Annotated in this window: 24 protein-coding genes; 9 read left to right on the forward strand and 15 right to left on the reverse strand. The window is 73.7% G+C overall.

What is annotated here, in order from left to right; genetic code table 11:
- The first annotated feature begins 7 nt into the window (after positions 1–7).
- Positions 8–946 carry a 30S ribosomal protein S2 gene (gene rpsB / locus IPO09_14145; GenBank protein ID MBK9518461.1) on the forward strand — a complete coding sequence of 313 codons (939 nt, stop codon included), beginning with the start codon at positions 8–10 and terminating at the stop codon, positions 944–946.
- 83 nt (positions 947–1,029) lie between these two features.
- Positions 1,030–1,689, forward strand: a complete 660-nt coding sequence (gene tsf / locus IPO09_14150) for a translation elongation factor Ts (protein ID MBK9518462.1) — start codon at positions 1,030–1,032, stop codon at positions 1,687–1,689.
- A gap of 98 nt (positions 1,690–1,787) precedes the next feature.
- On the opposite strand, the gene IPO09_14155 is transcribed toward tsf, so the two are convergent.
- On the reverse strand, positions 1,788–3,467 hold the full coding sequence (locus tag IPO09_14155) for a CAP domain-containing protein (protein ID MBK9518463.1): 1,680 nt from the start codon (positions 3,465–3,467) through the stop codon (positions 1,788–1,790).
- A 147-nt stretch (positions 3,468–3,614) separates the two neighbouring features.
- Positions 3,615–6,755: a TonB-dependent receptor gene (locus IPO09_14160; GenBank protein ID MBK9518464.1), complete on the reverse strand. Its 3,141-nt coding sequence runs from the start codon at positions 6,753–6,755 to the stop codon at positions 3,615–3,617.
- A gap of 514 nt (positions 6,756–7,269) precedes the next feature.
- On the opposite strand from IPO09_14160, the gene IPO09_14165 reads away from it, so the two are divergent.
- From IPO09_14165 to IPO09_14180, 4 genes are all read left to right on the forward strand, one after another.
- Positions 7,270–7,998, forward strand: a complete 729-nt coding sequence (locus tag IPO09_14165) for a hypothetical protein (protein ID MBK9518465.1) — start codon at positions 7,270–7,272, stop codon at positions 7,996–7,998.
- 61 nt (positions 7,999–8,059) lie between these two features.
- Positions 8,060–8,818, forward strand: a complete 759-nt coding sequence (locus IPO09_14170; protein ID MBK9518466.1) for a MotA/TolQ/ExbB proton channel family protein — start codon at positions 8,060–8,062, stop codon at positions 8,816–8,818.
- Positions 8,819–8,881: 63 nt separating this feature from the next.
- Complete coding sequence (locus tag IPO09_14175) at positions 8,882–9,361, forward strand: biopolymer transporter ExbD (protein ID MBK9518467.1); 480 nt, start codon at positions 8,882–8,884, stop codon at positions 9,359–9,361.
- 2 nt (positions 9,362–9,363) lie between these two features.
- Complete coding sequence (locus IPO09_14180; GenBank protein MBK9518468.1) at positions 9,364–9,840, forward strand: biopolymer transporter ExbD; 477 nt, start codon at positions 9,364–9,366, stop codon at positions 9,838–9,840.
- Between the two features lie 119 nt (positions 9,841–9,959).
- Here the strand turns inward: IPO09_14180 and IPO09_14185 are convergent, their stop codons facing one another.
- Positions 9,960–10,892: an RNA pseudouridine synthase gene (locus tag IPO09_14185; GenBank protein ID MBK9518469.1), complete on the reverse strand. Its 933-nt coding sequence runs from the start codon at positions 10,890–10,892 to the stop codon at positions 9,960–9,962.
- A gap of 58 nt (positions 10,893–10,950) precedes the next feature.
- On the reverse strand, positions 10,951–11,514 hold the full coding sequence (locus IPO09_14190; GenBank protein ID MBK9518470.1) for a hypothetical protein: 564 nt from the start codon (positions 11,512–11,514) through the stop codon (positions 10,951–10,953).
- 202 nt (positions 11,515–11,716) lie between these two features.
- On the opposite strand from IPO09_14190, the gene IPO09_14195 reads away from it, so the two are divergent.
- Complete coding sequence (locus tag IPO09_14195) at positions 11,717–12,013, forward strand: hypothetical protein (protein MBK9518471.1); 297 nt, start codon at positions 11,717–11,719, stop codon at positions 12,011–12,013.
- Between the two features lie 227 nt (positions 12,014–12,240).
- On the opposite strand, the gene IPO09_14200 is transcribed toward IPO09_14195, so the two are convergent.
- The 7 genes from IPO09_14200 to IPO09_14230 all read right to left on the reverse strand — a co-directional run bounded on the left by IPO09_14200 (position 12,241) and on the right by IPO09_14230 (position 20,979).
- A complete protein-coding gene (locus IPO09_14200) occupies positions 12,241–13,032 on the reverse strand; it encodes a YhbY family RNA-binding protein (GenBank protein MBK9518472.1) in 792 nt (263 codons plus the stop codon).
- Between the two features lie 3 nt (positions 13,033–13,035).
- On the reverse strand, positions 13,036–14,976 hold the full coding sequence (locus tag IPO09_14205; protein MBK9518473.1) for a DnaJ domain-containing protein: 1,941 nt from the start codon (positions 14,974–14,976) through the stop codon (positions 13,036–13,038).
- A gap of 6 nt (positions 14,977–14,982) precedes the next feature.
- Positions 14,983–16,650 carry a methylmalonyl-CoA mutase family protein gene (locus IPO09_14210; GenBank protein ID MBK9518474.1) on the reverse strand — a complete coding sequence of 556 codons (1,668 nt, stop codon included), beginning with the start codon at positions 16,648–16,650 and terminating at the stop codon, positions 14,983–14,985.
- Between the two features lie 75 nt (positions 16,651–16,725).
- Positions 16,726–17,238, reverse strand: a complete 513-nt coding sequence (locus IPO09_14215; GenBank protein ID MBK9518475.1) for a biotin/lipoyl-binding protein — start codon at positions 17,236–17,238, stop codon at positions 16,726–16,728.
- The gene (locus IPO09_14220; protein MBK9518476.1) at positions 17,235–18,767 is read right to left on the reverse strand and encodes an acetyl-CoA carboxylase biotin carboxylase subunit; all 1,533 of its coding nucleotides are present in this window, start codon (positions 18,765–18,767) and stop codon (positions 17,235–17,237) included. Before IPO09_14220 ends, IPO09_14215 begins: the two co-directional genes overlap by 4 nt.
- A 37-nt stretch (positions 18,768–18,804) precedes the next feature.
- On the reverse strand, positions 18,805–19,587 hold the full coding sequence (locus tag IPO09_14225) for a 1-acyl-sn-glycerol-3-phosphate acyltransferase (GenBank protein MBK9518477.1): 783 nt from the start codon (positions 19,585–19,587) through the stop codon (positions 18,805–18,807).
- 42 nt (positions 19,588–19,629) lie between these two features.
- Positions 19,630–20,979 (reverse strand): hypothetical protein, encoded by a 1,350-nt coding sequence (locus tag IPO09_14230; GenBank protein ID MBK9518478.1) that lies wholly within the window; start codon positions 20,977–20,979, stop codon positions 19,630–19,632.
- A 337-nt stretch (positions 20,980–21,316) separates the two neighbouring features.
- Here IPO09_14230 and IPO09_14235 point away from each other — a divergent pair, with 337 nt between their 5' ends.
- Entirely contained in the window at positions 21,317–21,520 is a 204-nt protein-coding gene (locus IPO09_14235) for a cold-shock protein (protein ID MBK9518479.1), read from the forward strand.
- 104 nt (positions 21,521–21,624) lie between these two features.
- On the opposite strand, the gene IPO09_14240 is transcribed toward IPO09_14235, so the two are convergent.
- Positions 21,625–21,948: an FKBP-type peptidyl-prolyl cis-trans isomerase gene (locus IPO09_14240; GenBank protein MBK9518480.1), complete on the reverse strand. Its 324-nt coding sequence runs from the start codon at positions 21,946–21,948 to the stop codon at positions 21,625–21,627.
- A 192-nt stretch (positions 21,949–22,140) separates the two neighbouring features.
- Here IPO09_14240 and IPO09_14245 point away from each other — a divergent pair, with 192 nt between their 5' ends.
- Positions 22,141–22,479, forward strand: coding sequence for a cytochrome c (locus IPO09_14245; protein MBK9518481.1), 339 nt, complete (start codon positions 22,141–22,143; stop codon positions 22,477–22,479).
- 9 nt (positions 22,480–22,488) lie between these two features.
- Here IPO09_14245 and IPO09_14250 read toward each other — a convergent pair whose 3' ends face one another.
- The 3 genes from IPO09_14250 to IPO09_14260 are packed head-to-tail and all read right to left on the reverse strand — an operon-like array spanning position 22,489 to position 25,813.
- Positions 22,489–23,463 carry a hypothetical protein gene (locus tag IPO09_14250; GenBank protein ID MBK9518482.1) on the reverse strand — a complete coding sequence of 325 codons (975 nt, stop codon included), beginning with the start codon at positions 23,461–23,463 and terminating at the stop codon, positions 22,489–22,491.
- A gap of 28 nt (positions 23,464–23,491) precedes the next feature.
- Positions 23,492–24,235 carry a hypothetical protein gene (locus tag IPO09_14255; protein MBK9518483.1) on the reverse strand — a complete coding sequence of 248 codons (744 nt, stop codon included), beginning with the start codon at positions 24,233–24,235 and terminating at the stop codon, positions 23,492–23,494.
- Between the two features lie 15 nt (positions 24,236–24,250).
- A complete protein-coding gene (locus IPO09_14260) occupies positions 24,251–25,813 on the reverse strand; it encodes a methylmalonyl-CoA carboxyltransferase (GenBank protein MBK9518484.1) in 1,563 nt (520 codons plus the stop codon).
- Between the last annotated feature and the right edge of the window lie 2 nt (positions 25,814–25,815).

The raw sequence follows: 25,815 nt of genomic DNA on the forward strand, positions 1-25,815 counted from the left end.
CGAGACCATGGCCGCCGCGCTGACCAGCAGCGGCACCGCCATCAGCATGAAGCAGCTGCTCGAGGCGGGCGTCCACTTCGGCCACCAGACCAAGCGCTGGAACCCGAAGATGAAGCCGTACATCTTCGGCGCCCGCAACGGCATCTACATCATCGACCTGCAGAAGACGGTCGGCCTGGCCCGCAGCGCGCTCCGCTTCGTCTCCGACGCCGTGGCCAAGGGCGGCTCGGTGCTCTTCATCGGCACCAAGAAGCAGGCCCAGGACGCCGTCCGCGAGGAGGCCTCCCGCTCCGGCCAGTACCACGTGACCAACCGCTGGCTGGGCGGCACGCTCACCAACTTCAAGACCATCAAGACCGGCATCGAGCGGCTCAAGACGCTGGAGAAGATGAAGGAGGACGGCACCTACGAGCGCCTGCCCAAGAAGGAGGTGGCCTCCAACGAGCGCGAGCGCCTCAAGCTCGAGAAGAACCTGGGCGGCATCAAGGACCTGCCCCGCCTGCCGGCCGCCATCTTCGTCATCGACACCAAGAAGGAGCACATCGCGGTGCACGAGGCCAACCGGCTCGGCATCCCGGTGGTGGCGGTGGTCGACACCAACTGCGACCCCGAGGGCATCGACTACGTCATCCCCGGCAACGACGACGCCATCCGCTCCATCCGCCTGTTCACCGGCAAGGTGGCCGAGGCCTGCCTCGAGGGCAAGGGCCGGCACGCCGCCTGGGTGGCCGAGCACGGCGCCCAGGAGACGCGCGGCGACGACGACCGCGACGCCGCCAGCGAGCGCGGCATGAAGGACCGCCGCGACCGCGGTGGCCGCCGCGACCGCGGCGAGCGCCGCCCGCCCCGCGAGGACCGCGGCGCGGCCTCGGCCGGCGTGGAGGTCGTCCGCAAGGGCGAGGTGGTGGCCGTCGCCGCCCCGGCGCCCGAGGCGGCCAAGGAGTAGCGGCCGCAGCACCTTCCAGGCTTGCGGGGGCGGGTCCGACCGGGCTCGCCCCCGACCCTTATCCGACAGAGGAGAGAACCGACATGGCAGAGGTCACCGCGAAGATGGTGCAGGAGCTCCGGGAGAAGACCGGGGCCGGCATGATGGACTGCAAGAGGATGCTCACCGAGGCCGGCGGCGACATGGCCAAGGCCGAGGAGCTGCTCAAGAAGAAGGGGCTCTCCGCCGCCGCCAAGAAGTCCTCGCGCGCCGCCACCGAGGGGGCCGTCACCTCCTACATCCACATGGGCGGCAAGATCGGCGTGTTGCTCGAGGTGAACATCGAGACCGACTTCGCCGCGCGCAACGAGGCCTTCCAGTCCCTGGTCAAGGACCTGGCCATGCACATCGCCGCCTCCAACCCGCTCTACGTGCGCCGCGAGGAGGTCCCCGCCGAGCTGGTCGCCAAGGAGGTCGAGCTGGTCAAGGCGCAGCTGCGCGAGCAGAAGAAGCCCGAGGCCATGCTGGAGAAGATCGCCGCCGGCAAGCTCGACCGGTACTACTCGGAGATCGTGCTGCTCGAGCAGCCCTTCGTGAAGGACGACAAGAAGAAGGTCGGCGACGTGGTCACCGAGGCGGTCGCCAAGATCGGCGAGAACATCCAGGTGCGCCGCTTCGCCCGCTACGCGCTCGGCGAGGGCATGGTGAAGAAGGTCGAGAACTACGCCGAGGAGGTCGCCAAGGCCGCCGGCCTGGCGAAGTAGCCCTCCCGCCGCGCCAGCCGCTCGGGACACGACCCGGCCCCGGCCCCGCGCGAGCGGGGACCGGGGCCGGTTCACTTGGGGGTGCCGGCGCGCCGGCGCTACTTGCCGAGCTTGTTGGCCACGATCAGCACCACGAACAGCGTGTTCTTGCCGAGCCGCGGGTGGCGGCCCAGCGCCCCGCCCAGCCCGAGCAGCCGGCCGGTGCCCAGGGCGTCGGAGTCCTCGGCGAAGTCGGAGGGGTCGAGCCGGGCGTCCACCAGCAGGTTGATGTTCTTGTAGGCCTTCTGCAGGGCACGGTTGAGCTGCTCGGTGGTGGCCTTGGGCGGCGGGCCGCCGGCGGCCGCCACGGCGGCGGCGTACTCGTTGGCCAGCTTCTCCAGCCCCGCATCGGCCGTCAGCGCGGCCTGCTTGTCGGCCGCCCGCTTCTTCGCGATGGCGTCGCGGATGGCCTGCTTCATGGCCGGGACGTCGGGCGGCGGCTGGATGCGGATGAAGAGCTGGGTCAGGTAGGTGATGGAGCGGCCGCTGGCGTCGGTGCCGACGGCCACGCCCAGGCCGCCGTGGGTCACCTCGGTGGACATGACGTTGGCGCGGTGGCTCGGGCTGGCCAGCAGCCGATCGTGGGCCTGGTCGGCCCCCACCGCGGCGGCCGGGTTCTGCAGGATGACCGGGGCCTGGATGTCGGCCTCGCCGAGCCGCTGCACGATGTTGACCGGCACGGCGGTGACCCCGCCCTTGGCGCCGTCGCGCATGGCCTCGGAGAGGGCCCGGGCGATCTTCTCCACCGGCTCGGACCAGGTCAGCGCCGGCAGGCCGGCCGCGGCCCGCTCGGCGTCGATGAGCCCGGCCATCTTCTTCTCCAGGGCGGCCGGCTCGGTGGGCCAGGCCGGCTCGGCCACCGGCGCCGAGGTGGCCAGGGGCAGGCCGCAGGCCACCGGCACGGTGGCCAGCACCCGCTCGTTGCCCATCTCCTCGCCGCGCACCTCCACCACGATGCGTCCGGGCCGGTCGCAGGCCACCTCGCCCTTGAAGGCGCGGCCGGGCGGCTGCTCCAGGGTGGTGAGCCGGCCCTGGGCGTCGGAGATCAGCAGCTTGGGGTTCTCCAGCTCCCCGGTGAGCGCCCCGGTCACGGCGGCCTTCTGGCCCGCCTCCAGGCGGCGCGGCAGCGGGTCGAGCGCCACCAGGCCGTTCTGCAGCACCAGCACCGCCTTGGTGCGGTTGGTGCCCAGGCGCATGGTGGCCAGGCCGTAGCGCGGCGACGGCACCTTGAGCCCGTAGGCGATGACGGAGTCGGCCAGGGAGCCGCCGATCTGGCGCGGGTCCTCGATCTTGGCCTTGCCCGGCTCACCGTCGCTGGCGGTCATGATGGTCTTCACCATGATCGAGGCCACCGGCGAGGCCAGGCCGAAGTACTGCGCCAGGAAGGCGCTGACCGAGGGGGGCACGGCCTGGTCGTCCTCCCAGCCGAGCAGCGCTTCGGCCAGCGCGCAGAGCTGGCCGTCGGCCACCGGCAGCGGCGAGTCGCTGGCCTTGGCCGTGGCCTCCACCTTGGCGTAGGCCTCGGTGGCGGCGGCGTTGACGGGGCACCGGTAGCTGGCGTCGGGGCCGAACTGGGCCGCGGCGGGCCGGCCGGGGGTGAGGGCGCCGGCCGCGATGGTGCCGGGCAGGCGCTTGTTCACCTCGGTGAGGCCGGCGACGCCGGCGCAGCCGGCCAGGGTGAGCAGGGCGGCGGCCGCGGCGAGTGCGCGGGCGCCCGGTGAGGGCAGGGGGTGGGGCACGGGGGGTCTCCTTCGGTGATGGGTGCCACGAAAAGCAACCGGGCCCCGCCCGACGGCGCACGTGGCGCTCCTCGAACGGGACCCGGGTACTCTACGTGAAACTGGGGCGGGCGGACGCCGAAGCGCCGCCCGCCCCGTCAGGTGCGACTAGAACGACTGCGACAGACGGGCGTAGACGTAGCGGCCCATGTAGTCGTAGGTCGAGGCGTCGGAGCTCGCCAGGAAGCCGTTGTAGACCTTGGCGGGCTTGCGATCGAGCAGGTTCTGCGCGCCCACGGTCACCGCGGTCTTGCCGGCCACCGAGGAGAACCCGTAGGTGACGTACCCGTCGAAGGTCATGTAGGTCTCGACCTGGCGGGACAGCGTGGCGTCGACGTAGCAGAGGCCGCCGGCGCCGGAGAGCCCGTCGGGGTCAGCGCACTCCTTGAACGTGCCGATGTAGCGGCCGCTCAGGCCGGCGCCCAGGTCGCTCATCGACCAGAGCACCGAGGCGTTGGCCTTGTACCGCGGCATGGCGAGCGACTGGTCGTAGGTGCCGGCGTTCTTGATGACCGTGCCGTCAGCCAGCGTGTCGTCGTAGTACTGCAGGTAGGTGCCGTCCACGCCGAACCGGAACTGGCCGGCCACGTCGGTGGGCAGCGTGTACTTGAGCGAGACGTCGAGGCCGGCCGTCTTGGTGCCGCCGATGTTCTCGTTCAGGTTGGCGATGTTGGTGATGAGGCCGGTGCCCGGATCGCGGGTGATCTTCCCGCAGTACTTGCGTTCCTCCGTGGGGAGCGGGTAGCAGTTGCTGATGATGGTGCCCTCACCGATGGACGAGATCGAGTTGGTGAGATCGATCGAGTAGTAGTCGACCGTGAGCGACAGGTTCGGCACCCAGCGCGGCAGGAAGACGGCGCCGACCGTGAAGATCTTGGCCGTCTCCGGGGTCAGGTCCGGGTTGCCGCCGGTGGTGGAGCGCAGCTGGTCCCGGTCGTCGCCGTTGGTGGTGTTCGGGGCGATGGCGCCGTCGGCGAGGCACCGATTGTAGGTGGAGTTCGGGTTGGTGAGGATGGGGTCGTTCGGATCGGCCGGATTCGGAAGCGCCAGCCCGCCGCCGCACGGATCCGAGACCTGGGCGAAGTTGTCGGCCTGGCCGGAGAACAGGGCGCTGATGGTGGGCGCGCGGAACGCCGTCGAGTAGGTGCCGCGCAGGGTCACGTCGGACACCGGCTGCCAGGTGAGGCCGAACTTGTAGGTGTTGTCGCTGCCGAACGTGGAGTAGTTGAAGATGCGGGCGGCCGCGGTCAGCTCCAGGTCCTGGGCGAACGGGACGTTGTTGATGAGCGGGATGCTGAGCTCGCCGTAGCCCTCGGTGACCTCGTAGCCGCCCTCGGTGGCGAAGTAGTTGTTGCCCGAGTTCTCGCCGGAGCCGGTGATGGGGTTCGGCTTGTCGAAGCCGCGCTCGTTGCGCCAGTCGAAGCCGAGGGCCAGGCCGGCCGCGCGATCCGAGAAGAGCTTGAAGAGCTCACCCGACACGCCCACCTGGACGATCTCCTGCTGGGTCAGGCCGAGGTCGGTGCCGAAGAAGCCGAGGCCGAGCACCTGCTCCTGGGTGATGGAGCCGACGCCGCCCAGCATGTTGAGCGGGGTGCAGCCGGTGATCTGGGTGTTGAGGTCACCCGCGGTCTGCACGCAGACCGGGGCGCCGGTGGCCGGATCGATCATCGACGGGCCGATGGCGGCGGCGATGCGCGGGACGCGCAGGGTGCCGTTGGTGGTGTTGACCCCCTGGGTGCGGCCGAAGTTGTAGGAGGCGTCCCAGGTCCAGCCGGAGAGCGGGCCGGCCCAGTCGCCGAAGGAGCCGTCGAGGCCGGTGACCACGCGGAAGGTGGTGATGTCCTGGGTGAAGTCGCGGTTGCCGAACTCCACCAGGCGGCGGCGGGCGTCGGCGATGTCCACGCCGAACGGGTTGTAGAAGCTGTCGGCCGAGATGGGCACGCCGAAGTTGACGGTGAAGAGCGGCTCGGGCGCCAGCTTCTGGGACGACTTGCGGTTCACGTACGACGCCTCGAAGTAGCCGCGGGCCACGTTGCCCAGGTTGGTGTCGCCGGTGGCGAAGAGGCTGACGCGCTTCTGCGGGGTGACGAGGTAGTTCTCGGGCTGGAAGTTGTAGGCGTCGGTGGCGGCGACGTAGGGGCGGAAGGTCGGATCGGCCCCGCCCGCGCCCGGCACCACGATGAAGTTGGCCGCGCCGGTGCCCGGGGTGGCGGCGGCGAGATCGATGCAGGCCTGGGTGGTGCAGGCGTCCGGATCGACGCGGAAGCGGCCGTTCGGCACGGCCGAGGAGCCGCCGGGGATGGTCTCGCCGGAGGCGTAGTCGAGGGTCAGGGCGGTGGCGGCGAAGTCGCGGTCGCCGGCCCAGACGGTCTTCTGCTCGTAGTAGCCGCCGGAGAAGAGGATGTTGCCCTTCTCGGTGCCGGTGCCGGTGGTGAAGTTCACGTCGTAGATCTGGCCGTCGTTATGGCCGGAGGTGCCGGCGAAGGCCGTGACCTCGGTGCCGTTGAAGCGCTTGCGCAGGATGATGTTGACCACGCCGGCCACGGCGTCGGAGCCGTACACGGCGGAGGCGCCGTCCTTGAGGACCTCGATCCGCTCGATGGCCGAGGTGGGGATGGAGTTCAGGTCGACGGTGGAGTCGGCGCCGTCGCCGCCCGGCACGAACCGCCGGCCGTTCACGAGCACCAGGGTGCGGCCGGCGCCCAGGGAGCGCAGGCTGATGGTGGTCGTGCCGTTGCCGCTGTTGTTGTACTGGGTGTTGATGGCGTTGCCCTGCTCGGGCATCGACTGGAGGAAGTCGCCGATGGAGACCTTGCCGGAGGCGACCACGGCCTCGCGGGTCATGATGCTCACCGGGGCCGGCGTGGTGAGGTCCTTGCGGCGGATGCGGGAGCCGGTGACGACCACCTCCTCCATCTGCACGGCCTCGGGGACCACGGCCAGGTTGGCGCGCAGGGTGACGTTCTCACCCAGGGCCAGGTCGGCGCGGAGCTCCGACTTGTAGCCGTCGGCGGAGGCGGCCAGCTTGTACCTGCCGGCCGGAAGGTTGGCGATGGTGAACGAGCCCTTGGCGTCGGTCACGACCGTCTGCTCGCCGGGGGCGGCCGGGCTGGTGGCGGTGACGAGGGCGCCCACGACCGGCTGGCCGTTGGAGCCGTCGGTCACGACGCCGGTGATGGTACCGGTGGTCTGCGCGGACGCCACACCCGCGAACAGCAGCGCGAGCGGCGCGAGACGCGCAAGCTGCATCAACATCTTCTTCATGACTACCTCCAGGGAGAGTTCACACCAGGTGATTCCCCGGTCGATCGGCTGGAAGCTCCCGGAATATCCGGGAAACGTTGGCCGATCGGCGGGTCAGACGGATTGGTCGAAACTTCTAAGCCTCGGATGTCGGGAATGTCAAGGCAACGTCACGGGTTGTGGGCGATGGTGTGCCTCGTCGCAACGGCGCGCCATCCCGGGGTGTTTCGGACTCGGACAATTTCCCGTTGCCGGCCCGACACTTTGCCGCGCCCCCCTCCCAGCGTCCGTGCCGCCGCCCCTCTTGAGGTGGGACCGGCGCCGCGCGACCGGCGCCGCGCCGGGGCCGGTGCAGCCGCCGGATCTGGGCTCGCCGATGGCGGGCCCTGATCGCGCTCGCCCTGTCTGGCGAGCGCACCGGCGGGTGACGTCGCGCTATTGACAAGGGGTTGGGGGGCGACTAGACAGCAGCCTTCTTTTTGCCGGCTGATTCCGCCGTCAATTCGCGAGCGAGCCGAACGTGTTCGACGAGGTCACGAAGCGAGAGACAGGGAAGGCCGCGGCCCGCCGGGCGGGCTTCGTCTTCGGCTCAACGGCCTTCCAGATCGGCCTGGTCGCGGCGGCCATCCTCGCCGGCCAGCAGATCAAGGAGGCGGTGCAGGAGAAGGCGGTTGACGTGAAGTTCGTCAAGTCCGCCGCCCCGCCGCCGCCCCCGGCGCCGCCCCCGCCGGCGGCCCCGCCGCCCAAGCGCAAGAACGCCCCGGACAAGCCGCCGCCGGTCAACGCCCCTCCCCCCCCTCCGCCCACGGCCCTCATCCAGCCGACGGACCTGAAGGAGGAGATGAAGGAGGACACCTCCCCGAAGGAGCCAGAGTACAACTACGGCTCCGGCGAGGGCGTGGTGGGCGGGGTGGTGGGCGCGGTCACGCCGGCCCCCTCCATCGAGGACGCCCCGGCCTACGCCACCGCGGGCTTCAGGAAGCCGGCGCCGGAGGATCCGGCCTGCATCGGCCGGTCCGTGCGCATCTCCTCGGACCTGCTCGACTACGTCACCGGCCCCATCAAGGTGAAGTTCGCCGTCAACAAGGACGGGACGCCGAGCCGCTTCGAGGTGCTCTCCGCCATCTCGGACCAGCGCATCGCCAGCGCCATCTGGCAGGCCATCAAGTCCTGCAAGTGGACGGCGGGCGCCGACGCCCAGGGCCGCCCGACCAACATCTGGATGATCCTGCCGGTGCGGCTGCAGTAGGCACGCCCCCGCGGCGCCACCCCCTTCCCCGACTCAGCCCTCTCCCAGGAGGATTCACCCGATGTCGCTCCACATCTTCGAGACCGTCCAGCAGCTCGTCCTCGCCCAGGCCACCTCGGCCGGCACCCCCCAGCTCGACTTCTCCCTGACGGGGATGGTCAAGTCCATCGAGGGCTTCGGCATCGTGGTGGCCGGCATCCTGGCCATCATGTCCGTCTACTCCCTGGGCGTGGTGGCGGAGCGCATCTTCACCTACTCCCGGGCCAACCGGGCCTCGCGCCGCTTCCTGGAGGCGCTGCAGCCGCTCCTCAAGGAGCACCAGTTCGAGGCGGCCATCGAGCTCGCCAAGAAGGAGAAGGTCGGCCACCTGCCCCGCGTGCTCGGCCTGGCCATCGGCGAGTACAAGAACGGCCTGGAGGCGCTGCGCAGCAAGGGCCCCCACGACGTGGGCCACTTCGACATCATCGACGCCGTCAACCGGGCCATCGAGCGGAGCTCGCTGCGCACCGTCAACGAGCTGCGCCGCGGCCTGGGCGCCCTGGCCACCATCGGCTCGACCGCCCCGTTCGTCGGCCTCCTCGGCACGGTGTGGGGCATCATCAAGGCCTTCCAGAAGATGGCCATCGAGGGCGGCGGCGGGCTCGGCACCGTGTCCGGCGCCATCGCCGAGGCGCTCATCAACACCGCCTTCGGCCTGCTGGTCGCCATCCCGGCCGTGATGTTCTTCAACAACCTCACCAACCGGGTCGAGGAGATGCAGGTGGACATCACCGACTCGGCCACCGAGCTGGTCGACTTCTTCATGAAGGAAGGGCGCTAGTCACGCCGGGCGGCGCGCTCGCCGCCCACAGGCTGGCCCACCTCAAGGAGAGGGAGACCCACGATGTCCATGGACGTCGGCTCCAAGTCAGTCAGGAGCGACATCAACGTCACGCCGCTGGTCGACGTGGTGCTGGTGCTCCTCATCATCTTCATGGTCATCACGCCCATGCTGCAGCGCGGCAAGCCGGTGACGCTGCCGGAGGCCAAGCACGTCTCCACGCTCGGCAAGGGCGGCGACCCCATCCTGCTCTCGGTCACCAAGGACGGGCGGGTCTGGCTGGACGGCGAGCTGCACTCCAAGGAGGAGGTCAAGGACGACCAGATCTCCGCCGAGGTCACCCTGGAGATCCAGGCGCGCCCCACCGTGCCCATCATGGTGAAGATCGATCGTGACGTGCCGTACAAGCGGGTCCGCGAGGTGGTGCTGGAGGTCAGCAAGACGCACGTCATGGGCGTCTCCCTGGCGGCCTCCAAGGTCGACGACGGCTCCGAGGAGCCGGCCGCGGGCGCCCCGGCGGGCGAGAAGGCGGAGGGCAAGTAGCCATGGGAATGGCACTCGGCACCAAGAAGCCCACCTCCGACATCAACGTCACGCCGCTCATCGACGTGGTGCTGGTGCTCCTGATCATCTTCATGGTGCTCACGCCGCTGGCGGAGAAGCAGAAGTACACCCGCGTGCCGGAGTACCAGCCGGAGGCGCAGCCGGTCCCGCCCGACTCCGTGCCGCCCGACCAGACGGTGCTGACGGCGCTGCCCAACGGCATGGTGCTGCTCAACAAGCAGCTCATGACGCTGGAGCAGGCGGCCGTGAAGCTGGAGCCCAACTACGACGGGCGCCCGTCCAAGGTGCTGTTCTTCAACGCCGACGACAAGACGCACTATGGCGTGGCCATGGCGGCGCTCGACATGGCCCACGGGGCCGGCGTCAATACCATCGGCCTGATGACCGACCCGCCGCTGGTGACCGCCGAGGCCCCGGCCGACGGGGCGCCGGCCGAGGCCCCGCCCCCGACGCCCTGATCGTCGCGACGCCGGGCCGCACCCATGGGGCCGGTCCGCCAGGGCCGGCCTCTCGTCGCGTCAGGGGGCGGGCGCCAGGCCGCTCGCCGGTGCGGCGCGGCGGAGGCTGGTCCGGCCCGTCAGGCGGGCGTCAGGCCGGCCAGCAGCGCCTCGAGCTCGGGCGGCAGCGGGCACTCCACCACCACCCGGCCGCCGTCGGGCGACTCGAAGCCGAGCCTGGCCGCGTGCAGGGCGTGGCGGCCCAGCCCGGGCAGCGCCGCCGCCTCGCCGCCGTAGAGCTGGTCGCCGCTCACCGGGTGGCCCTGCAGGGCCAGGTGGGCGCGGATCTGGTGCATGGCGCCGGTGGTGATGCGCACCCGCAGCAGCGTCTGGCGCTGGAAGCGGCGCTCCACCTCCCATCGCGTCTCGGCGGGCCGGGGCGAGAAGCCCTGCTGGCGCAGCCGGTCCTCGGCCTCGGCGTCGGGCGCCGGCACCACCCGGCTCCCCCGCTGCGCCAGCGGCGCGGTGCAGACGCCGCCGGCCGCCACCCGGCCCTCCACCAGCGCCAGGTAGACCTTCTCGACGGAGCGGCGGCGCAGCTGGTCGTGCAGCCGCTCCCAGGCGTCCCGGTCGCGGGCGAAGAGGATGCAGCCGCTGGTCTCGAGGTCGAGCCGCTGCGCCGCGCCGCCCTCGCGCGGATCGAGCGAGGCCGCGGCGCACTCCGGGTAGCGGGCCACCACCGCGTTGGCCAGCGTGCCGCGCTCGCCGGGCCTGAGCGGGTGCACCGCCACGCCGGCCGGCTTGTCCACCACCAGGAAGCGCGGGTGCTCGAGCAGCACGGCCAGCGGCACCTCCGGCTCCGGCTCCGGCGGGCCGCGCGGCCCCTCCACCTCCAGCACCACCTCCTGCCCGGGCGCGGCCGGGTCGGCGGCGCGGGCGCGCCGACCGGCCACCCGCACCTCGCCGAGGGCGAAGGCGCGCTTCAGGGCGGCGCGCCCCAGGCCGAGGGCGTCGGCCAGCGCCCGGTCGAGCCGGCCCTCGACGGCGGCGGGGAGGATGACGGTGCGTCGCACGGGGTGCTCCATACGGCCCGGGGTGGCCCGCTGGCAAGCGCCGTCCGCCCGGCGGGGCTCAGCGGGCGCGGCCCCCCTCGGGCCGGCTGGCCATGCGCACCACCCCGTAGAAGAGCTGGCGCTCGGTGTAGAGGCGGCGCTCCCGGCCGCCGTCGCGCCGCGCCCCGGCCGGCCGCTCGAGCCACATGCGGGCGCGCGCCAGGCCGTGGTGGGAGAAGGGGGCCAGCAGCTCGGCGGGCGCCGCCGCCAGGTAGCGGTCGCGCAGCCGCCGCACCCGCCGCGTGAAGGCGTCCCGCGGCAGGGCGCCGTGGCGCCGGCCGCGGTGGAGGCGGCCGTCGAAGCGGGTGGAGGCGTGCCACAGCTCGTGCAGCACGGTCTCGACGCGCGCCTCCGGCGTGGAGTCGAGGAACCAGAGCGGGCGCAGCGTGATGACGTAGCGGATGTCGCGGCCGCGGATGCGGATGAGCGGGGCGCCGGGGCGCGGGGCGGCCGGGCGGATGGTGGCGCGGGAGGCGCGGCGGGCCTCGCCGGCCACCACCAGCAGGCGCGACGCGTCCACGTGGGCCAGCTCGGGCAGGCGGGCGGCGGCGTCGCGCACCAGCCGCTTCACGGCCAGCGTCACGTTGAGGCGGGGCACGGGGTGGAGCATGGCCCGCCGGGCGGCGCGGGGACAAGCGCGGGCCGGGGCCGGGGCCGGGGCCGGGGCCGGGGCCGGGGTCGGGGTCGGGGTCGGGGTCGCGGTCGCGGGCGCGGGCGCGGCGAGCGGCGCGGATTCGGCGCGGCCAGCTTGAACGCCCCGTCCGGGGTCGCTAGCATGCCCGGAGATGTCCCTCCCGCTCACGCTCGGGCTGCTCGTGCTGCTGGCCGTCCTCGGCCTCCGGTGGCGGCGCCGCGAGGCGGCGCTGCGGCAGGAGCTGGACGCCCTCACCGAGCGGCTGCACGAGCTCGGGGCGCGGATGGAGGCCGACGAGCAGGACCTGGCCGACGCCCTCTCCTCCTCCGGCGTGGCCGAGCAGCTGCTGCTCGAGAAGGGCATCGCCGACGAGGACGAGATGGAGGCGGTGCGCCGCCGCCTCGACGCCGAGGGCGGCCCCCGCGAAGGCGACGACGCGCTGCACTAAACACGCGCCGCCACCCCCACGCGCCGCCTTGGCGGCGCGGCCTGTGGCGTCCCGCTCCTCCTACCCAAACACGCGCCGCCTTGGCGGCGCGGCCTGTGGCCATCCGCTCCTCCTACCGGGCAAGTGCCGCTTCACCCAAGGGTTCGCCTCTCCCCTCCGCCGCACGGCATGCCTCCACTCCGCGCCTGCATGGCAGGCGCTCCGCTCGGCACGAACGGATGGTCCACCTACCGCCGCGGCGTGCGCCCAGTGCGCTTCGGCGGCCGCCCGCCGGCGGGCCGGGCAGGCCGCCCAGGCCGCGCATCCCTGGTCGGCCGCTCCCCGCGAGGAGGCCGGCCAGCGCGGGGCGGCCGCTCCTCACGGGCCGGCCGGCCGACGCGAGGCGACCGCTCCTCGCGAGCCGGCCGCCCAGCGCGTGCCGTGCGCTCGCCGCGAGGCTGCCAGCCGGCGCGTGCCGGCCGCTCGTCGCGGGTGGGCCTGTCACCGCGGGGGGGACGCTCGCCGCGCTCAGGCCGGCCACCACGTGCCGGCCGCTCCTCGCGCTCGGGCCGGCCGCCTCGGAACGGACGGTCGCCGCGAGGAGGACGCTCGCCGCGCGCCGGGCGGTCACCGCCGCCGAAGGCGCCCCTGGGCTTCCGCGGGCGGGCCGGCCGCGCCGGGGCGGGCGCAGGCTCGGCGCGCCTGGCCACCGGCGGCCCCTTCTCGAAGCGCGGCCGCTCGGGGTGCTTCCGGTAGAGCAGCACCACCCGGCCGATGAGCTGGGCCACCTGGACCCCGGGCAGCGCCGCCAGCCAGGCGGCCACCTCGAAGCGGTCCTCCGGGCTCTCCGAGCCGACCTTCACCTTGATGAGCTCGTGGGCCAGGAGCTGCTCGTCGAGCGCCCTGGCCACCGCCGGCGTGGCCCCCTCCTTGCCGACCTGCACCACCGGCGAGAGGTGGTGGCCGGCGCCGCGCAGCGTCTTGCGCAGGGGCGAGGCGGCCATGAGGGACTGCTTCTTCGGGTTGGTCGGAGCGGGCACGGGTCACTTCCTCAGGTACTTCAGTTCGCGCTGCATGTCGGTGTGGTCGGGGGCCACGCCCAGGCCGCGCTTGAGCTGCTTCTCGGCCAGCGGCAGGTCGCCCAGGAGCTTGGCCATCTGGCCGAGGAACAGGTAGCCCTGGGAGCACCGCGGGTTCTTCTTCAGGCCCGCCTCGATGAGGCCGGCCGCCGCAGGGTGGACCTTCTTCTTGTCGGCCGCCAGCAGGAACTCGCACCAGGCCTTCCACATCGCGAACTCGGCCTCGTCGGGGTTCAGCACCATGGCGTCGCTGAACTTGACGATGGCCTCCTCGTAGCGGCGGGCCTTCACCAGGAGCGTGCCGGCCTGGAAGACGTTCTCGGCCTGCAGGATGTTCATGATGTCGACGTCCACCCCGGCGCCGGTCCTGAGATCCTCGGTGTACTTGGCGCGGCGGGCCTCGTCGCCCAGCACGCCCCAGGCCTCGCCGATGCGCGAGAAGACGTCGGCGCAGAGCTTCTTCACCTCGGGCGGCGCGCCGGCCGGCACGGTGTCGGGGTGGTAGGTCTTGGCGAGCTGGAAGTAGGCCACCTTGACCGCCGCCGCCGCCGCGTCGGGCTTGACGCCCAGCACCTGGAAGAGGTCGGCGTCCTTGGCCGTGATGCGGGAGAGCAGCGCCTGCAGGGCCACCGGGTCGGCCTGGGGCGGCAGCGCGGCCGCGGCCTGGGGCGCGGCCGGTCGGGCAGGCGCCGCGGGGCGAGGGGCGGCGGGGCGCGGCGGAGGCTGCGCGGGCCGGGGCACGGCCGCGGCGGGGACGGGCGGGCGCGAGTGCGGCGGGGGCACCGCCGGAGTGGCGCCAGGCGGCGGGGTCAGCGCAGGGCCGGCGGCACGGGTCGTGGTCGGGGCCGTGGTCGGGGTCGCGGTCGGGGTCGTGGTCGGGGCCGATTCCGCGGCAGCCATCGGCTGGGGCGGGGTCAGCACCGGCGCCGCCTGCCGGGCCGGCGGCGGCGCCGGCGGGGCCTCCCCCTCCCGCGGCGGCACGAAGGTCAGGAGCTCGGTCTCCGCGAGGAGCAGCGCCACCCGCAGCACGGTGGTGGCCTCGGCCGAGGAGGCGCGCGCCACGTCGGCCAGGCGGCGGCCGTCGAGCTGCGCGGCGGCGCGGGCCTCCTGCGGGGTCAGCCGCAGGTCCTCCGGCCGGATGCGCCCGCCCACCCGCGCGGTCCCGAGCTGCTCGCGCTCGCCGAGCCGGCGGCGCACCGCGGCGGCGTCCAGCGCCCGCACCGCCACGCCGAGCAGCGCCCAGGGCGGGCCGAGCGAGAAGGCGCCGGGCGGGGGGGCCACGCCCGGCTCCCAGCGCCAGGTCCCCTGCTCGGCGCCGAGCGCCCGCGTCACCAGCTGGGCGCCGTGCTCCTGCAGCCAGCGGGCGATGTCGCCCGGGTTGACCAGCCGCAGCGTCACCAGCGCCGCCACCACGTCGCCGCCCACCTGGTCGCGGGCCGCCTCGGCCTGCGCCACCTGCGCCTCGGTGACCGCGCCGCGGAACAGGAGGAAGCGCGGCAGGGCGTCGTCCGGGCTGGCCGAGGAGGCGTGCTCCACCGCCCCCTTGCGGAAGACCAGCCGGTAGCCCTTCCCGGGCGGCAGCAGGGTGAGCCGCCCGCTGGCCTGGGTGGAGGCGCACAGCGAGAAGAGGTGCAGGCCGCTCTCCCGGTCCAGGGCGCCCTCCTGCGGCAGCCCGGCGGCGATGGCGGCGGCGGCGGTGACCTCCGGCGCGGCCAGCCCGTAGCGCGCGCCGGGCGCCACGGGGGGCGCCGCGGGTGCGGGCGGGGGCGCCGCGGCCGGCCGCTGCGGAGGCGGGCCAGCCGGCGGCGCACCCCCGGAGGGCGCGCCGCCGTCCGGGGCGACGCGCTCCAGCCGGGGCGGTGGGGTCGACGCGCCGGTCGGCCGGGTCTTCGGGGGCTCCGCCACGCGGGGTTAGAGTACCACCGTCTCCCGGTACTCGCCGTAGACGTCCCGCATGGCGTCGCAGATCTCGCCCAGCGTGGCGTTGGCCTTCACGGCCGTGAGGATCAGCGGCATGAGGTTCTCGGTGCCCTTGGCGCCGGCCCGCACCGCGTCCACCGCCTGCTTGGCCGCGGTGTTGTCGCGGCGGGCCCGGAAGGCCTTGACCCGCGCCACCTGCTGCGCCTCCAGGGCCGGGTCGATCTTCATGATGGTGACCTTGGGGTCCTCGGCCTTGTAGGCGTTGACGCCCACCACCACGTGCTCCTTGGCCTCCACGCCCTTCTGCCAGGCGTAGGCGGCGTCCTGGATCTCGCGCTGCACGTAGCCCTTGGAGATGGCCTGCACCATGCCGCCCAGCTCGTCGATCTTGGCGATGTACTGCTCGGCCCGCCCCTCGATCTCGTCGGTCATGGCCTCGATGGCCCAGCTGCCGCCCAGGGGGTCGATGACGTCGGCCACCCCCGACTCGTTGGCGATGATCTGCTGGGTGCGCAGCGCGATCTGCACCGAGTCCTGGGTGGGCAGGCCCAGCGCCTCGTCGCGGCTGTTGGTGTGCAGCGACTGGGTGCCGCCCAGCACCGCCGAGAGCGCCTGCAGCGTGACCCGCACCACGTTGTTGTCGGGCTGCTGCGCGGTCAGCATCGAGCCGGCCGTCTGGGTGTGGAAGCGCAGCATCCAGGAGCGCGGGTCCTTGGCCTTGAAGCGCTCCTTCATGATGCGGGCCCACAGACGGCGGGCGGCGCGGAACTTGGCCACCTCCTCCAGCAGGTTGTTGTGGGCGTTGAAGAAGAAGGAGAGCCGGCCGGCGAAGGCGTCCACGTCGAGCCCGGCCTTGACGGCCGCGTCGACGTACTGGATGCCGTCGGCCAGCGTGAAGGCCACCTCCTGCACCGCCGTCGAGCCGGCCTCGCGGATGTGGTAGCCCGAGATGGAGATGGGGTTCCACTTCGGCATCACCTTGGCGGTGTAGGCGAAGATGTCGGTGATGATCCGCAGCGAGGGCACCGGCGGGTAGATGTAGGTGCCGCGGGCGGCGTACTCCTTGAGCAGGTCGTTCTGGATGGTGCCCTGCAGGTCGCCGGGGGCCACGCCCTGCTTCTCGCCGATGGCCTGGTAGAGCGAGAGCAGCACCGCCGCCGAGGCGTTGATGGTCATCGAGGTGGAGACGGTGCCGAGCGGGATCTGGTCGAAGAGGATCCCCATGTCCTCGATCGAGTCGATGGCCACGCCCACCTTGCCCACCTCGCCCATGGCGCGCACGTGGTCGGAGTCGCGCCCCATCTGCGTGGGCAGGTCGAAGGCCACCGAGAGGCCGGTCTGGCCGCTCTTGAGCAGGTAGCGGTAGCGCTCGTTGGACTCGGCGGCGGTGCCGAAGCCGGCGTACTGGCGCATGGTCCAGAAGCGGGCCCGGTACATGGTGGGCTGCACGCCGCGGGTGAAGGGGTACTCGCCGGGCAGGCCGAGGCGGGCCTCCAGGCCGGGGGCCACGTCGTCCGGCCCGTAGACCGGCTGCTGCACCACGCCGCCGGTGGTCTCGAAGCGCGCGCGGCGCTCCTTCCCCTTGGCGACCGCCTTCTGGTAGGTCGCCTTCAGCCAGCGGTCCTTCTCGGTCTTCGACTGCGCGCGCTCGTCAGCCATGTGGTCCCTCGCTCCCTCGTCGTTCGGCGCGGCCTGGTCGAGGGCCGCGCGCCGTGTGTACCACCCGTGCCCCGCTCACTCCACCGCGCAGAGGCGGGCGTTCCCCTCCACCACCTGCCCCGGCGCCACCGCCAGGTCCACCACCGTGCCGGCCCTGGGCGCCCGGAGCTCGTTCTCCATCCGCATGGCCTCGATGACCAGCAAGGGCTGCCCGGCCACCACCCGCTCGCCGTCGCGGCACAGCACCCGCACCACCCGGCAGGCCACCGGCGCGGTGAGCGTCTGCCGCCCCTCCACCGTGAACGCGCCGGGGGCGCGCCGCAGCCGCAGGCGCCGCTCGTCGAGCAGCTCGAGCGGGAAGACCGAGTCGCGCACCCGCACCCGCACCAGCGCCTCGCGGCGGTCCAGGGTGGCGGTGTAGCTGGCCAGGTCGACGATCAGCGAGAGGGTGCCGTGATCGTGCTGGAAGGCGTCCACCCGGTGGACCCGATCGCCCAGCCGCACCGTGTAGACGCCCGGCGACTCCTCGGCCACCTCCACCGCCACCTCGCGGGCGCCGCCGTCCAGCAGGGCCACGTAGCCGCTCACCGGGGCCACCCGCGCAGCCCCTGGGCCCGCCCCTGGCGCAGCCAGGCCGAGGTGGCCGCGGCCGCCCCGGCCCTGGCCGCCCCGGCCTGGGCCTCCTCCTGGTCGCGCCGGTAGGCCGCCACCGCCGCGGCGATGAGCGCCACCTCCTCCAGGGCCGGGTCGGGCCGGCGCAGCAGCTCGGCGGCGTGGGCGGTGCAGAAGGTGGTGTCGTAGTCGCCGCGCTGGAAGGCCGGGTGCGACAGCGCCGAGGCCAGCCAGGCCACGTTGGTGGTGATGCCGTGGACCACGTAGTCGCCCAGGGCCCGCACCAGCCGGGCCACCGCCTGCTCGCGGGTGGGGGCCCAGGCCGAGAGCTTGGAGAGCAGCGGGTCGTAGTGCGGCGTGACCACGAAGCCGCCGTAGACGCCGCCGTCGTCGCGGATGCCGGGGCCGCCCGGCACGCGCAGGTAGGTGATCTTGCCGGGGCTGGGCAGGAAGCCGCGCGCCGGGTCCTCGGCGCAGACCCGCGCCTCGACGGCGTGGCCGCGCCAGGACACCGAGGCCTGGGGTGGCAGCGGCAGGCCGGCCGCCACCTCCAGCTGCAGGCGCACCAGGTCCAGGCCGGTGACCAGCTCGGTGACCGGGTGCTCCACCTGGAGGCGGGCGTTCATCTCCAGGAAGTAGAAGCGCCGGTCCTGGTCCACCAGGAACTCCACGGTGCCGGCGCCGCGGTAGCCCACCGCGCGGGCCGCCCGCAGCGCCGCCTCGCACAGGGCCCCGCGCAGCGGCTCGTCCACCAGCGGGCTGGGGCTCTCCTCGATGACCTTCTGGTGGCGCCGCTGCACCGAGCACTCGCGCTCGCCCAGGTGGATGGCGCCGCCGTGCTCGTCGCAGACGAGCTGCACCTCCACGTGGCGCGGGCGGTCCAGCGCCTTCTCCAGGTAGAGCCGGTCGTCGCCGAAGGCGGCCAGCGCCTCGCGCCGGGCCGACTGCCAGGCCGCCGGCAGGTCGGCCTCGCGGTCGCAGCGCCGCAGGCCGCGCCCGCCGCCCCCGGCCACCGCCTTCACCATCACCGGGAAGCCGAGGATCCGGGCCTCCACCAGCGCGTCGGCCTCGCCGGCCAGCGGGCCGTCGGAGCCCGGCACCACCGGCACGCCGGCCGCCCGCATGTGGGCCCGGGCGCTGGTCTTGCCGCCCATGGCCTCCATGGCCGCGGCCCCCGGCCCCACGAAGGTGAGGCCGGCCGCCTCCACGGCGCGGGCCAGCTCGGGCCGCTCCGAGAGGAAGCCGTAGCCGGGGTGCACCGCGTCGGCGCCGGTCTTCTTGGCGGCGTCGAGCAGCCGCTCCAGCGACAGGTAGCTCTCGCGCGCCGGCGACGGGCCCAGGTGCACCGCCTCGTCGGCCTTGCGCACGTGCAGCGCCCCGCGGTCGGCGTCGGAGTAGACGGCCACCGTGGCCAGCCCCATCTCCTGGCAGGTGCGCAGCACGCGGACGGCGATCTCGCCGCGGTTGGCGACCAGCACCTTCCTGATCCGCTTCGGCTGGCTCACGCTTCGGGCCTCTGGGGGCGGCGCCGGGGCGCCGCGCTCACGGGGACGACGGACCGGGGACGATACCCGCGACCCGCTCGTCCCGTAAAGCGAGCGGCCGGCCCTCGGGCGGCAGGGCCGCCGCGATGGCGGCGCGGGCGGCCTCGCGGAGCCGGGTCGGGCTGCCCTCGTGGTCGGCCGGGTGGAGGGGCTCGAGCACCCGCACCCGCGCCCGCATCGGCTCCCGCAGCATGGCGCCGTGCTTGGGCAGGGCGTCGTAGGTGCCGGTGATGACCACCGGGATGACCGGGCAGCCGGCCTCGCAGGCCAGCTTGAAGGCCCCGTCGCGGAACTCCTGCAGCCGGCCGTCCGGCGAGCGGGTCCCCTCCGGGAAGATGAGCAGCGGGGCGCCGGCCGCGAGGTGGGCGCGGCACTCCGCCATCATCCGCTTGATCGACTCCCGGTCGCCGCGCCGCAGCCCCACGTAGCCGTTCAGCTTCATGTTCCAGCCGATGAAGGGGATGCGGAAGATCTCGGCCTTGGAGACCCACTTGAACGGCCGGAAGAGGCCGTAGAGCACCAGGATGTCGAGCAGCGAGAGGTGGTTGGACACGATGACGGCCGGCCCGCGCCACGGCAGCTCGTCCCGCCCGGTCACCGAGAGCCGCCAGATGGGGTTGAGCCAGACGTAGGACACGCCCCACAGGCAGGCGTAGAGGTGGAGGATCAGGCGGCGCCGGTCGAAGGGCAGGGTCAGCACGAAGAGGACCAGCTGCGGCACGAACCAGATCGGCAGCGAGACCGCGAAGAAGGTCCAGTAGAGGATCGAGAAGAGGGGCATCGGCGGCTCGGTGGTGCGGCGGGCCCGGCGGGCCCGGCGCGGTCAGGCGGGCGGCAGGGCGGTCGAGGGGGGGGGCGGCGCGCCGCCGGCGGGGGCGGCGGCCACCGCCTCCAGGATGCGGTAGAGGCCGAACTTGGGGAGCCGCATGTAGCCGGCCCAGGCGGCCGCGGCCAGCAGCCCGTCGGCCAGCCAGTCGGAGAGCCAGTCGGCCGCGAAGCGCGGGTCGCGCTGCTTCAGGCCCGCGCCGGCCTCGCGGGCCCAGCGCCGGTTGTAGTGCTCGTGCACCCCCACCGGCGGCGCGCACACCAGCGGCAGGCCGAGCGCCGCGTAGAAGGTGAGCTCGGAGGGCTTGGTCCAGAGGATGTCGGTGCGGGCCAGCAGGGCGTTGAAGCGGGCGTAGTACTCGCCGAAGGTGGGGGCGCGCAGGATCTGGAGGGCGCCGCCCAGGTGCCCCTCCAGCCCGGCGGCGTGCACCGCCTCCCGGAAGCGGGCCTCCACCTCGGGGCGCAGGCCGGCCACCAGCGCCACCTCGAGCCGCCCCTCGTCGAGCAGGCGGCGGCAGCCCGGCAGGAAGGCGCGCGCCAGCTCGCTCTGGGCGCCGGCCCCGCCCACCGCGAAGGTGAGCAGCGGCGGCCGGCCCTGCTCGGCCACCGGCAGCGGGCCGAGGAAGTGGGCCAGCTCCTCCGGCACCTCGCGGCGGAACTCGCCGGTGGGGTCGAGCCGCACCAGCCGCGCCGCCAGGTTGCGCTTGAGGACGGGCAGCCCGGTGCCGCCCACCAGGCCGTCGGGCAGCGGGAAGCCGGTGAAGGTGATGCGCGCCTCGGGCACGCCGTAGGCCAGCAGCCGGCGGGCCGCCCGCCGGGTGGGCGCCAGGTACTGGATGCGGGTCTTCTCCGGCTCGGCCGGCACCCAGATCCGGTTGAGGTCGGTGTCGGTGACCACGCAGAAGATCCGGTCGTAGCCGGCCCGGTCGGCCACGATGGCGGGCGAGTAGAAGGTGGTGAGGAGCGGCACCCTGGTCTCGGCGAGGTGGCCCAGCATGCCTTGCCCGAGGTTGCGGCGGACCAGCCGCTCCAGGGTGAGCACGCCGCGGGTCGGGGCGGAGAGGTCGCGGTACGGGTGGAGCCGCGGGATGTCGGTGAGCCCGTCGAGCAGGAGCTTGAGCGGCGCCCCCACCAGCGGCAGCTGGGAGAGGCGCGACACCGCCTCGTAGGCCACCCGGACGCGCCGCCAGAGCTTCTCCTCCCCGGGCGCCACGATGGGCGGGCGGTCCACCTGGGTCACCACCGTGCCGAGGGCCTCGGCCAGGGGGGTGGCGGCCCGCAGGTGGCCGTAGCCCATGTCGGCGGCGACGACCAGCGGCGGGCGGGTGGGGACGAGCGCGGTGGACATGGTGGGGCCGCGCTCCGGTCGCGGCGGGAGGGGCACGCTAGCAGAGGACCCGCCGCCACCGCGAGCGGCGGCCCGGCGCCCGCGGGACGGGGTCGCAGGTGGAGGTCCGGCCAGGCGGCGACGGGGTCGCCCACGGGGCCGGCGGCGGGGCCGGACCGGGCGGCGATGGCACGCTGGGGCCGGCGGGCCGGCCCTCGCCGGAGCCCGGATCCCGCCTCCTCCGCGTCTCGGATCTTCCGATCAGCTGAAAATTTCGATACAGATCTTTTCCGTCCAGCGTCCCCGAGCTGGATCGACTGTCATCCCGGCGGATCGAATCGACGAAGGAAGCTAGCGAATGGCGACCGGCACCGTGAAGTGGTTCAACGACGCGAAGGGCTTCGGCTTCATCACCCAGGACAACGGGGGTGAGGACGTGTTCTGTCACTACAGCGCCATCAACGCGGACGGCTTCAAGAGCCTGTCCGAGGGCCAGAAGGTGGAGTTCGACGTGGTCAAGGGGCCGAAGGGGCTCCAGGCCGCCAACGTCCGCAAGGCGTAAGGCACGCGTCGTCCAGGGACTCGAGCCCGGCCCTCGCGAGGGGGCCGGGCTCGCGCGTTCGGGGGGCCCGGCCAGGGTAGGCCGCGGCCCGCGGACGACCCGGCCTACCGCACCGCCAGCAGCTCGACCTCGAACACCAGGGTGGCCTGGGCCGGGATGACGCCCGGGTAGCCGCGCATCCCGTAGCCGAGCTCGGGCGGGATGGTGAGCTTGCGCTTGCCCCCCACCTTCATTCCGGCCACGCCCTGGTCCCAGCCCTTGATGACCTGGCCGCCGCCGAGGGCGAAGGCGAACGGGCCCCGCCCCTTCGAGGAGTCGAACTGCTTCCCGTCGAGGAGCCAGCCCGTGTAGTCCACCTCCACGGTCTTGCCCCCCACGGCCTCGGCGCCAGCGCCGACCACCAGGTCTTCCACCACGAGCTCGGCCATCTCCACTCCTCCGCGTCCCAGGGAGCGGCTCTCCTACCCCGCCGCCCCCGGTCGTGACCAGCGGCCTGGGGTGTGGCCAGCCCACCCACACCCCCCCGCCAGGGTGGGTCGGACGGGCGCGCCGGGAGCCCGCCGGCGTGGTCTACTCGTCGGGAACCGCGCGCCGCTCCCGTCACCCTCCGTGAGGCCTCGATGCTGCGTCCCTCGCTCCTGCTCCTCGCCGCCCTGCTCCTGCCCGCCGTCGGGCGGGCGGACGACGGCCGCCAGATGTACGGGAAGAAGTGCCTGGCCTGCCACGCCCTGGACGGCTCGGGGGACAAGCCGCTCGGCAAGAAGGTGGGCGCGCCCGACCTCAGGAAGAGCACGCTCTCGCAGGCCGAGGTCGAGCAGGTGATCGCCGACGGGCGCGGCAAGATGCTGCCCTACCGGGGCAAGCTCACGCCGGAGCAGATCGCCGAGATCGCCGACTGGGTCCGGACCGGCCTGCGCCGGGGCGCCGGGAGCGCGGCGCCCGCCAGCCCGGCCCCCTAGCCGCGGCCCTCAGTACCGCGAGGCCTCCACCGGCCCGCGCAGCGCCTCCTGGACCTGCCGGGCCAGCCCGAGCTCGCGCCGCGACAGGTCGGGCGCCTCCTCGCAGCCGTCCGGGCCGCAGCGCTCGCGGTCGAGGTCCAGGCCGACGCGGCCGTCCACCAGCACCCGCAGCCGCAGCCGCCGCCCGCGCTCCAGCGCGAACCAGTGGCTGCGCAGCCGGAGGCGCGCGTCGTCGTCGGTCCACTCCCGCTCGATGGGCAGCCCGGCGTCGCCGAGGAGCTGGCGCGCCAGGCCGTAGACCGCCCGGTGGTTGGTGCCGGCGTAGCGGATGGGGCGCAGCTCGAGCTCCTCCGCGGTGAGCTCGGGCGAGGGCAGCCGCGCGCCGTCCGGCGCGGCCGCCGGGAAGGCCAGCCGCACCGACCCGGGCGGCGGCGCGGCCGAGCCGGCGGGCTGGCCGGCCTGGGCCGTCGCGGCGCCGGCGGCCCCGGCGGCGTGGCCCGGGGCGGGCGGCGCGCCGAAGAGCTCCGCCACCAGCGCCACCACCGCCGAGGCGATGGCGTCGGCGCGCCGCACCGTGCGGGTGGCCGAGCCCAGGCTGCGGGCCTGCGCCACCTCCACCCGGCGCAGCTCCACCACCCAGGTCTCGCCGAGCCGGCCCAGGCGGCCGGCCACCAGCTCGTCGGCGCCCAGCGCCCCGCCCAGCTCCACGAGGCAGGCGGCGTCGCCGCCGCAGCCGAGCATGAGCCGGTCCTTCTGGTGGGTCAGCAGCGCCCGCACGTCCTCGGAAGAGAGGACCCGGCTCTCGGGGCGGAAGCGCCGCACCTCGGTGGGCACCAGCGCGGTGGCCGACTCGGCCAGCTCGGGGGGCACGCCCGAGGCCTCCAGCCGCAGGACGGCGATCTGGTGACGGGCCGGGGCCGGCGCGGTGGCCGGCGCCGCCGGGTCGGCGGCGAGGGCGAGGGCGAGGGCGAGGAGCGGGAGCACGTGGGTGGCCTCTGGCGAGCGGGCGCGGCTACTTCTCGTCCTCCTCCTCCTCCTCCTCGGAGAGCTTCACCGTCTTCTTGACGATCTTGGCCGACATCTTCTGCACCAGCGGCTCGAAGACCTTGCTGGCCAGCTCGTCGTCGTACTCCACCTCGGAGCCGCCGCCGGCCACCTTGGCGGAGGTGTCGCCGGTCTCGGACTCGTCCTTGAAGGTCACCAGGATCTCGCCGGTCTCCACCTCGATGAGCCGGGCGTCGAGGCGGCCGGAGAAGTTGACCTTCTTCACGTTGACGCTGCCGGCCACGCTGCCGGCCAGCCCGCTGCCGGTGACCTTGCCCACCAGCGCGCCCACGCCCCAGCCCGTGCTGGCGCTCTGCACCTTGCAGGCGAAGCGGGTGATCTTGCCGGTCAGCACGTACTTGGCGCCCAGCAGCTTGCCCACCTTCTGGGCCGAGCCCGGGTCCACCTCGTCGCTCTGCTGGAAGGCCAGCTCCTCGCGCAGGTCCTTGAGCCGCTCCCGCTCCACCAGCCGCAGCTTGCCGTGGGCGCGCTCGGAGATCTCGGAGGTGAAGAGGTCGCGCAGCACGTCGGACATCATCCCGGAGTTGCTCGACCAGCCGCCGCAGGCGTGGGCGTTGTGGGTGGACGGGAAGTCCAGGATGGCGAGGCGCGGCTTCTTGGCCTTGGTCTCCTTGGTCTCGCCGGCGGCGGCGGCCAGCGGCAGGAGGAGCGCGAGGAAGAGGGCGGCGCGGCGCAGGGTCGGGTGGGTCACGTGGGCTCCTGGGGGCTACAGGGGGATGTTGCCGTGCTTCTTCTGCGGCAGGACCTGCCGCTTGGTGCGCAGCATGGCCAGCGCCCGGATGACCTTGGGGCGGGTCTGCTCCGGGCGGATGACCTCGTCGAGGTAGCCGAGCTCCGCCGCCACGTAGGGGGTGGCGAAGCGCTCGCGGTACTCGGAGACCAGGCGGGCCCGCTCGGCCACCGGGTCCTTGGCGGCCTGGAGCTCCTTGCGGAAGAGGATGCCCACCGCCCCCTCGGGGGCCATCACCGCCACCTCGGCGCCGGGCCAGGCGAAGGAGACGTCGGCCCTGAGGTGCTTGGAGGCCATGATGGCGTAGGCGCCGCCGTAGGCCTTGCGCAGGATGACCGTGACCTTGGGGACGGTGGCCTCGGCGTAGGCGTAGAGCAGCTTGGCCCCGTGGTGGACGATGCCGCCCCACTCCTGCCCCGCGCCGGGCAGGAAGCCGGGCACGTCCACGAAGGTGACCAGCGGGAGGTTGAAGGCGTCGCAGAAGCGGACGAAGCGCGCCGCCTTGACCGAGGCCTTGATGTCGAGCGCGCCGGCCAGCACCGCCGGCTGGTTGGCCACCACCCCGACCGGCCGCCCGTCCAGCCGGGCGAAGCCGACCACCAGGTTCTGGGCGAAGTGCTCGGCCACCTCCAGCAGGTGGCGGTCGTCCACCACCGCGCGGATCACGTCGCGCACGTCGTAGGGCCGGGTGGGGTCCTCTGGCGCCAGGGTGGCCAGCGCCGGGTCCTGACGGGCCGGGTCGTCGCGGCAGGGGAGCGCCGGCGCGTCGTCGGCGTTGTTCAGGGGCAGGAAGGAGAGCAGCGCCCGCACCGCCCGCAGCGTGGCCTCCTCGGTGTCGAAGGCGAACTGCGCCACCCCGGAGCGCTGCGCGTGCGACTGGGCGCCCCCCAGGTCCTCCTTGCTGACCTCCTCGCCGGTGACCGCCAGGATGGCCTCGGGTCCGGCGGTGAAGAGCGAGGAGGTGCCCTTCACCATGAAGATGAAGTCGCTGATGGCCGGCCCGTAGACGGCGCTGCCGACGCAGGGGCCCATGATCACCGAGAGCTGCGGCACCACCCCGGAGGCCAGGGTGGTGCGCAGGAAGATGTCGGCGTAGCCGGCCAGCGCCACCACGCCCTCCTGGATGCGCGCGCCGCCGGAGTCGGCCAGGCCGATGACCGGGCAGCCCACCTCCAGCGCCAGGTCCATCACCTTGCAGATCTTCTCCGCGAAGGCGCCGGAGAGCGAGCCGCCGAAGACGGTGAAGTCCTGGGCGTGCACGAAGACCTGGCGGCCCTCCACCAGCCCGTAGCCGGTGACCACGCCGTCGCCGGGGATCTTCTGCCGATCCAGCCCGAAGTCGGTGGCGCGGTGGGTCTTGAAGCGGTCCATCTCCACGAAGGTGCCCGGGTCGAGCAGGAGCTCGAGCCGCTCGCGGGCGGTCAGCTTGCCGTCGCGGTGCTGCTTGTCCACGCGCGCCTGGCCGCCGCCCGCCCCGGCCTCCGCGTCCTTCTCGTCGAGGCGGCGGCGGCGGGGATCGGCATCGACGGGGGTGGTCATGG

The organism is Anaeromyxobacter sp. (assembly GCA_016718565.1).
In the GTDB taxonomy this organism is placed as follows: Bacteria; Myxococcota; Myxococcia; order Myxococcales; family Anaeromyxobacteraceae; genus JADKCZ01.

Coding starts and splice junctions, on each gene's coding strand:
- IPO09_14245 (MBK9518481.1), top strand. CDS start 22,141: ATGCTGCGTCCCTCGCTCCTGCTCCTCGCCGCCCTGCTCCTGCCCGCC.
- rpsB (MBK9518461.1), top strand. CDS start 8: ATGGCCGCCGCGCTGACCAGCAGCGGCACCGCCATCAGCATGAAGCAG.
- IPO09_14170 (MBK9518466.1), top strand. CDS start 8,060: ATGTCGCTCCACATCTTCGAGACCGTCCAGCAGCTCGTCCTCGCCCAG.
- IPO09_14230 (MBK9518478.1), bottom strand. CDS start 20,979: ATGTCCACCGCGCTCGTCCCCACCCGCCCGCCGCTGGTCGTCGCCGCC.
- IPO09_14240 (MBK9518480.1), bottom strand. CDS start 21,948: ATGGCCGAGCTCGTGGTGGAAGACCTGGTGGTCGGCGCTGGCGCCGAG.
- IPO09_14195 (MBK9518471.1), top strand. CDS start 11,717: ATGTCCCTCCCGCTCACGCTCGGGCTGCTCGTGCTGCTGGCCGTCCTC.
- IPO09_14260 (MBK9518484.1), bottom strand. CDS start 25,813: ATGACCACCCCCGTCGATGCCGATCCCCGCCGCCGCCGCCTCGACGAG.
- IPO09_14175 (MBK9518467.1), top strand. CDS start 8,882: ATGTCCATGGACGTCGGCTCCAAGTCAGTCAGGAGCGACATCAACGTC.
- tsf (MBK9518462.1), top strand. CDS start 1,030: ATGGCAGAGGTCACCGCGAAGATGGTGCAGGAGCTCCGGGAGAAGACC.
- IPO09_14160 (MBK9518464.1), bottom strand. CDS start 6,755: ATGCAGCTTGCGCGTCTCGCGCCGCTCGCGCTGCTGTTCGCGGGTGTG.
- IPO09_14210 (MBK9518474.1), bottom strand. CDS start 16,650: ATGGCTGACGAGCGCGCGCAGTCGAAGACCGAGAAGGACCGCTGGCTG.
- IPO09_14235 (MBK9518479.1), top strand. CDS start 21,317: ATGGCGACCGGCACCGTGAAGTGGTTCAACGACGCGAAGGGCTTCGGC.
- IPO09_14180 (MBK9518468.1), top strand. CDS start 9,364: ATGGGAATGGCACTCGGCACCAAGAAGCCCACCTCCGACATCAACGTC.
- IPO09_14225 (MBK9518477.1), bottom strand. CDS start 19,587: ATGCCCCTCTTCTCGATCCTCTACTGGACCTTCTTCGCGGTCTCGCTG.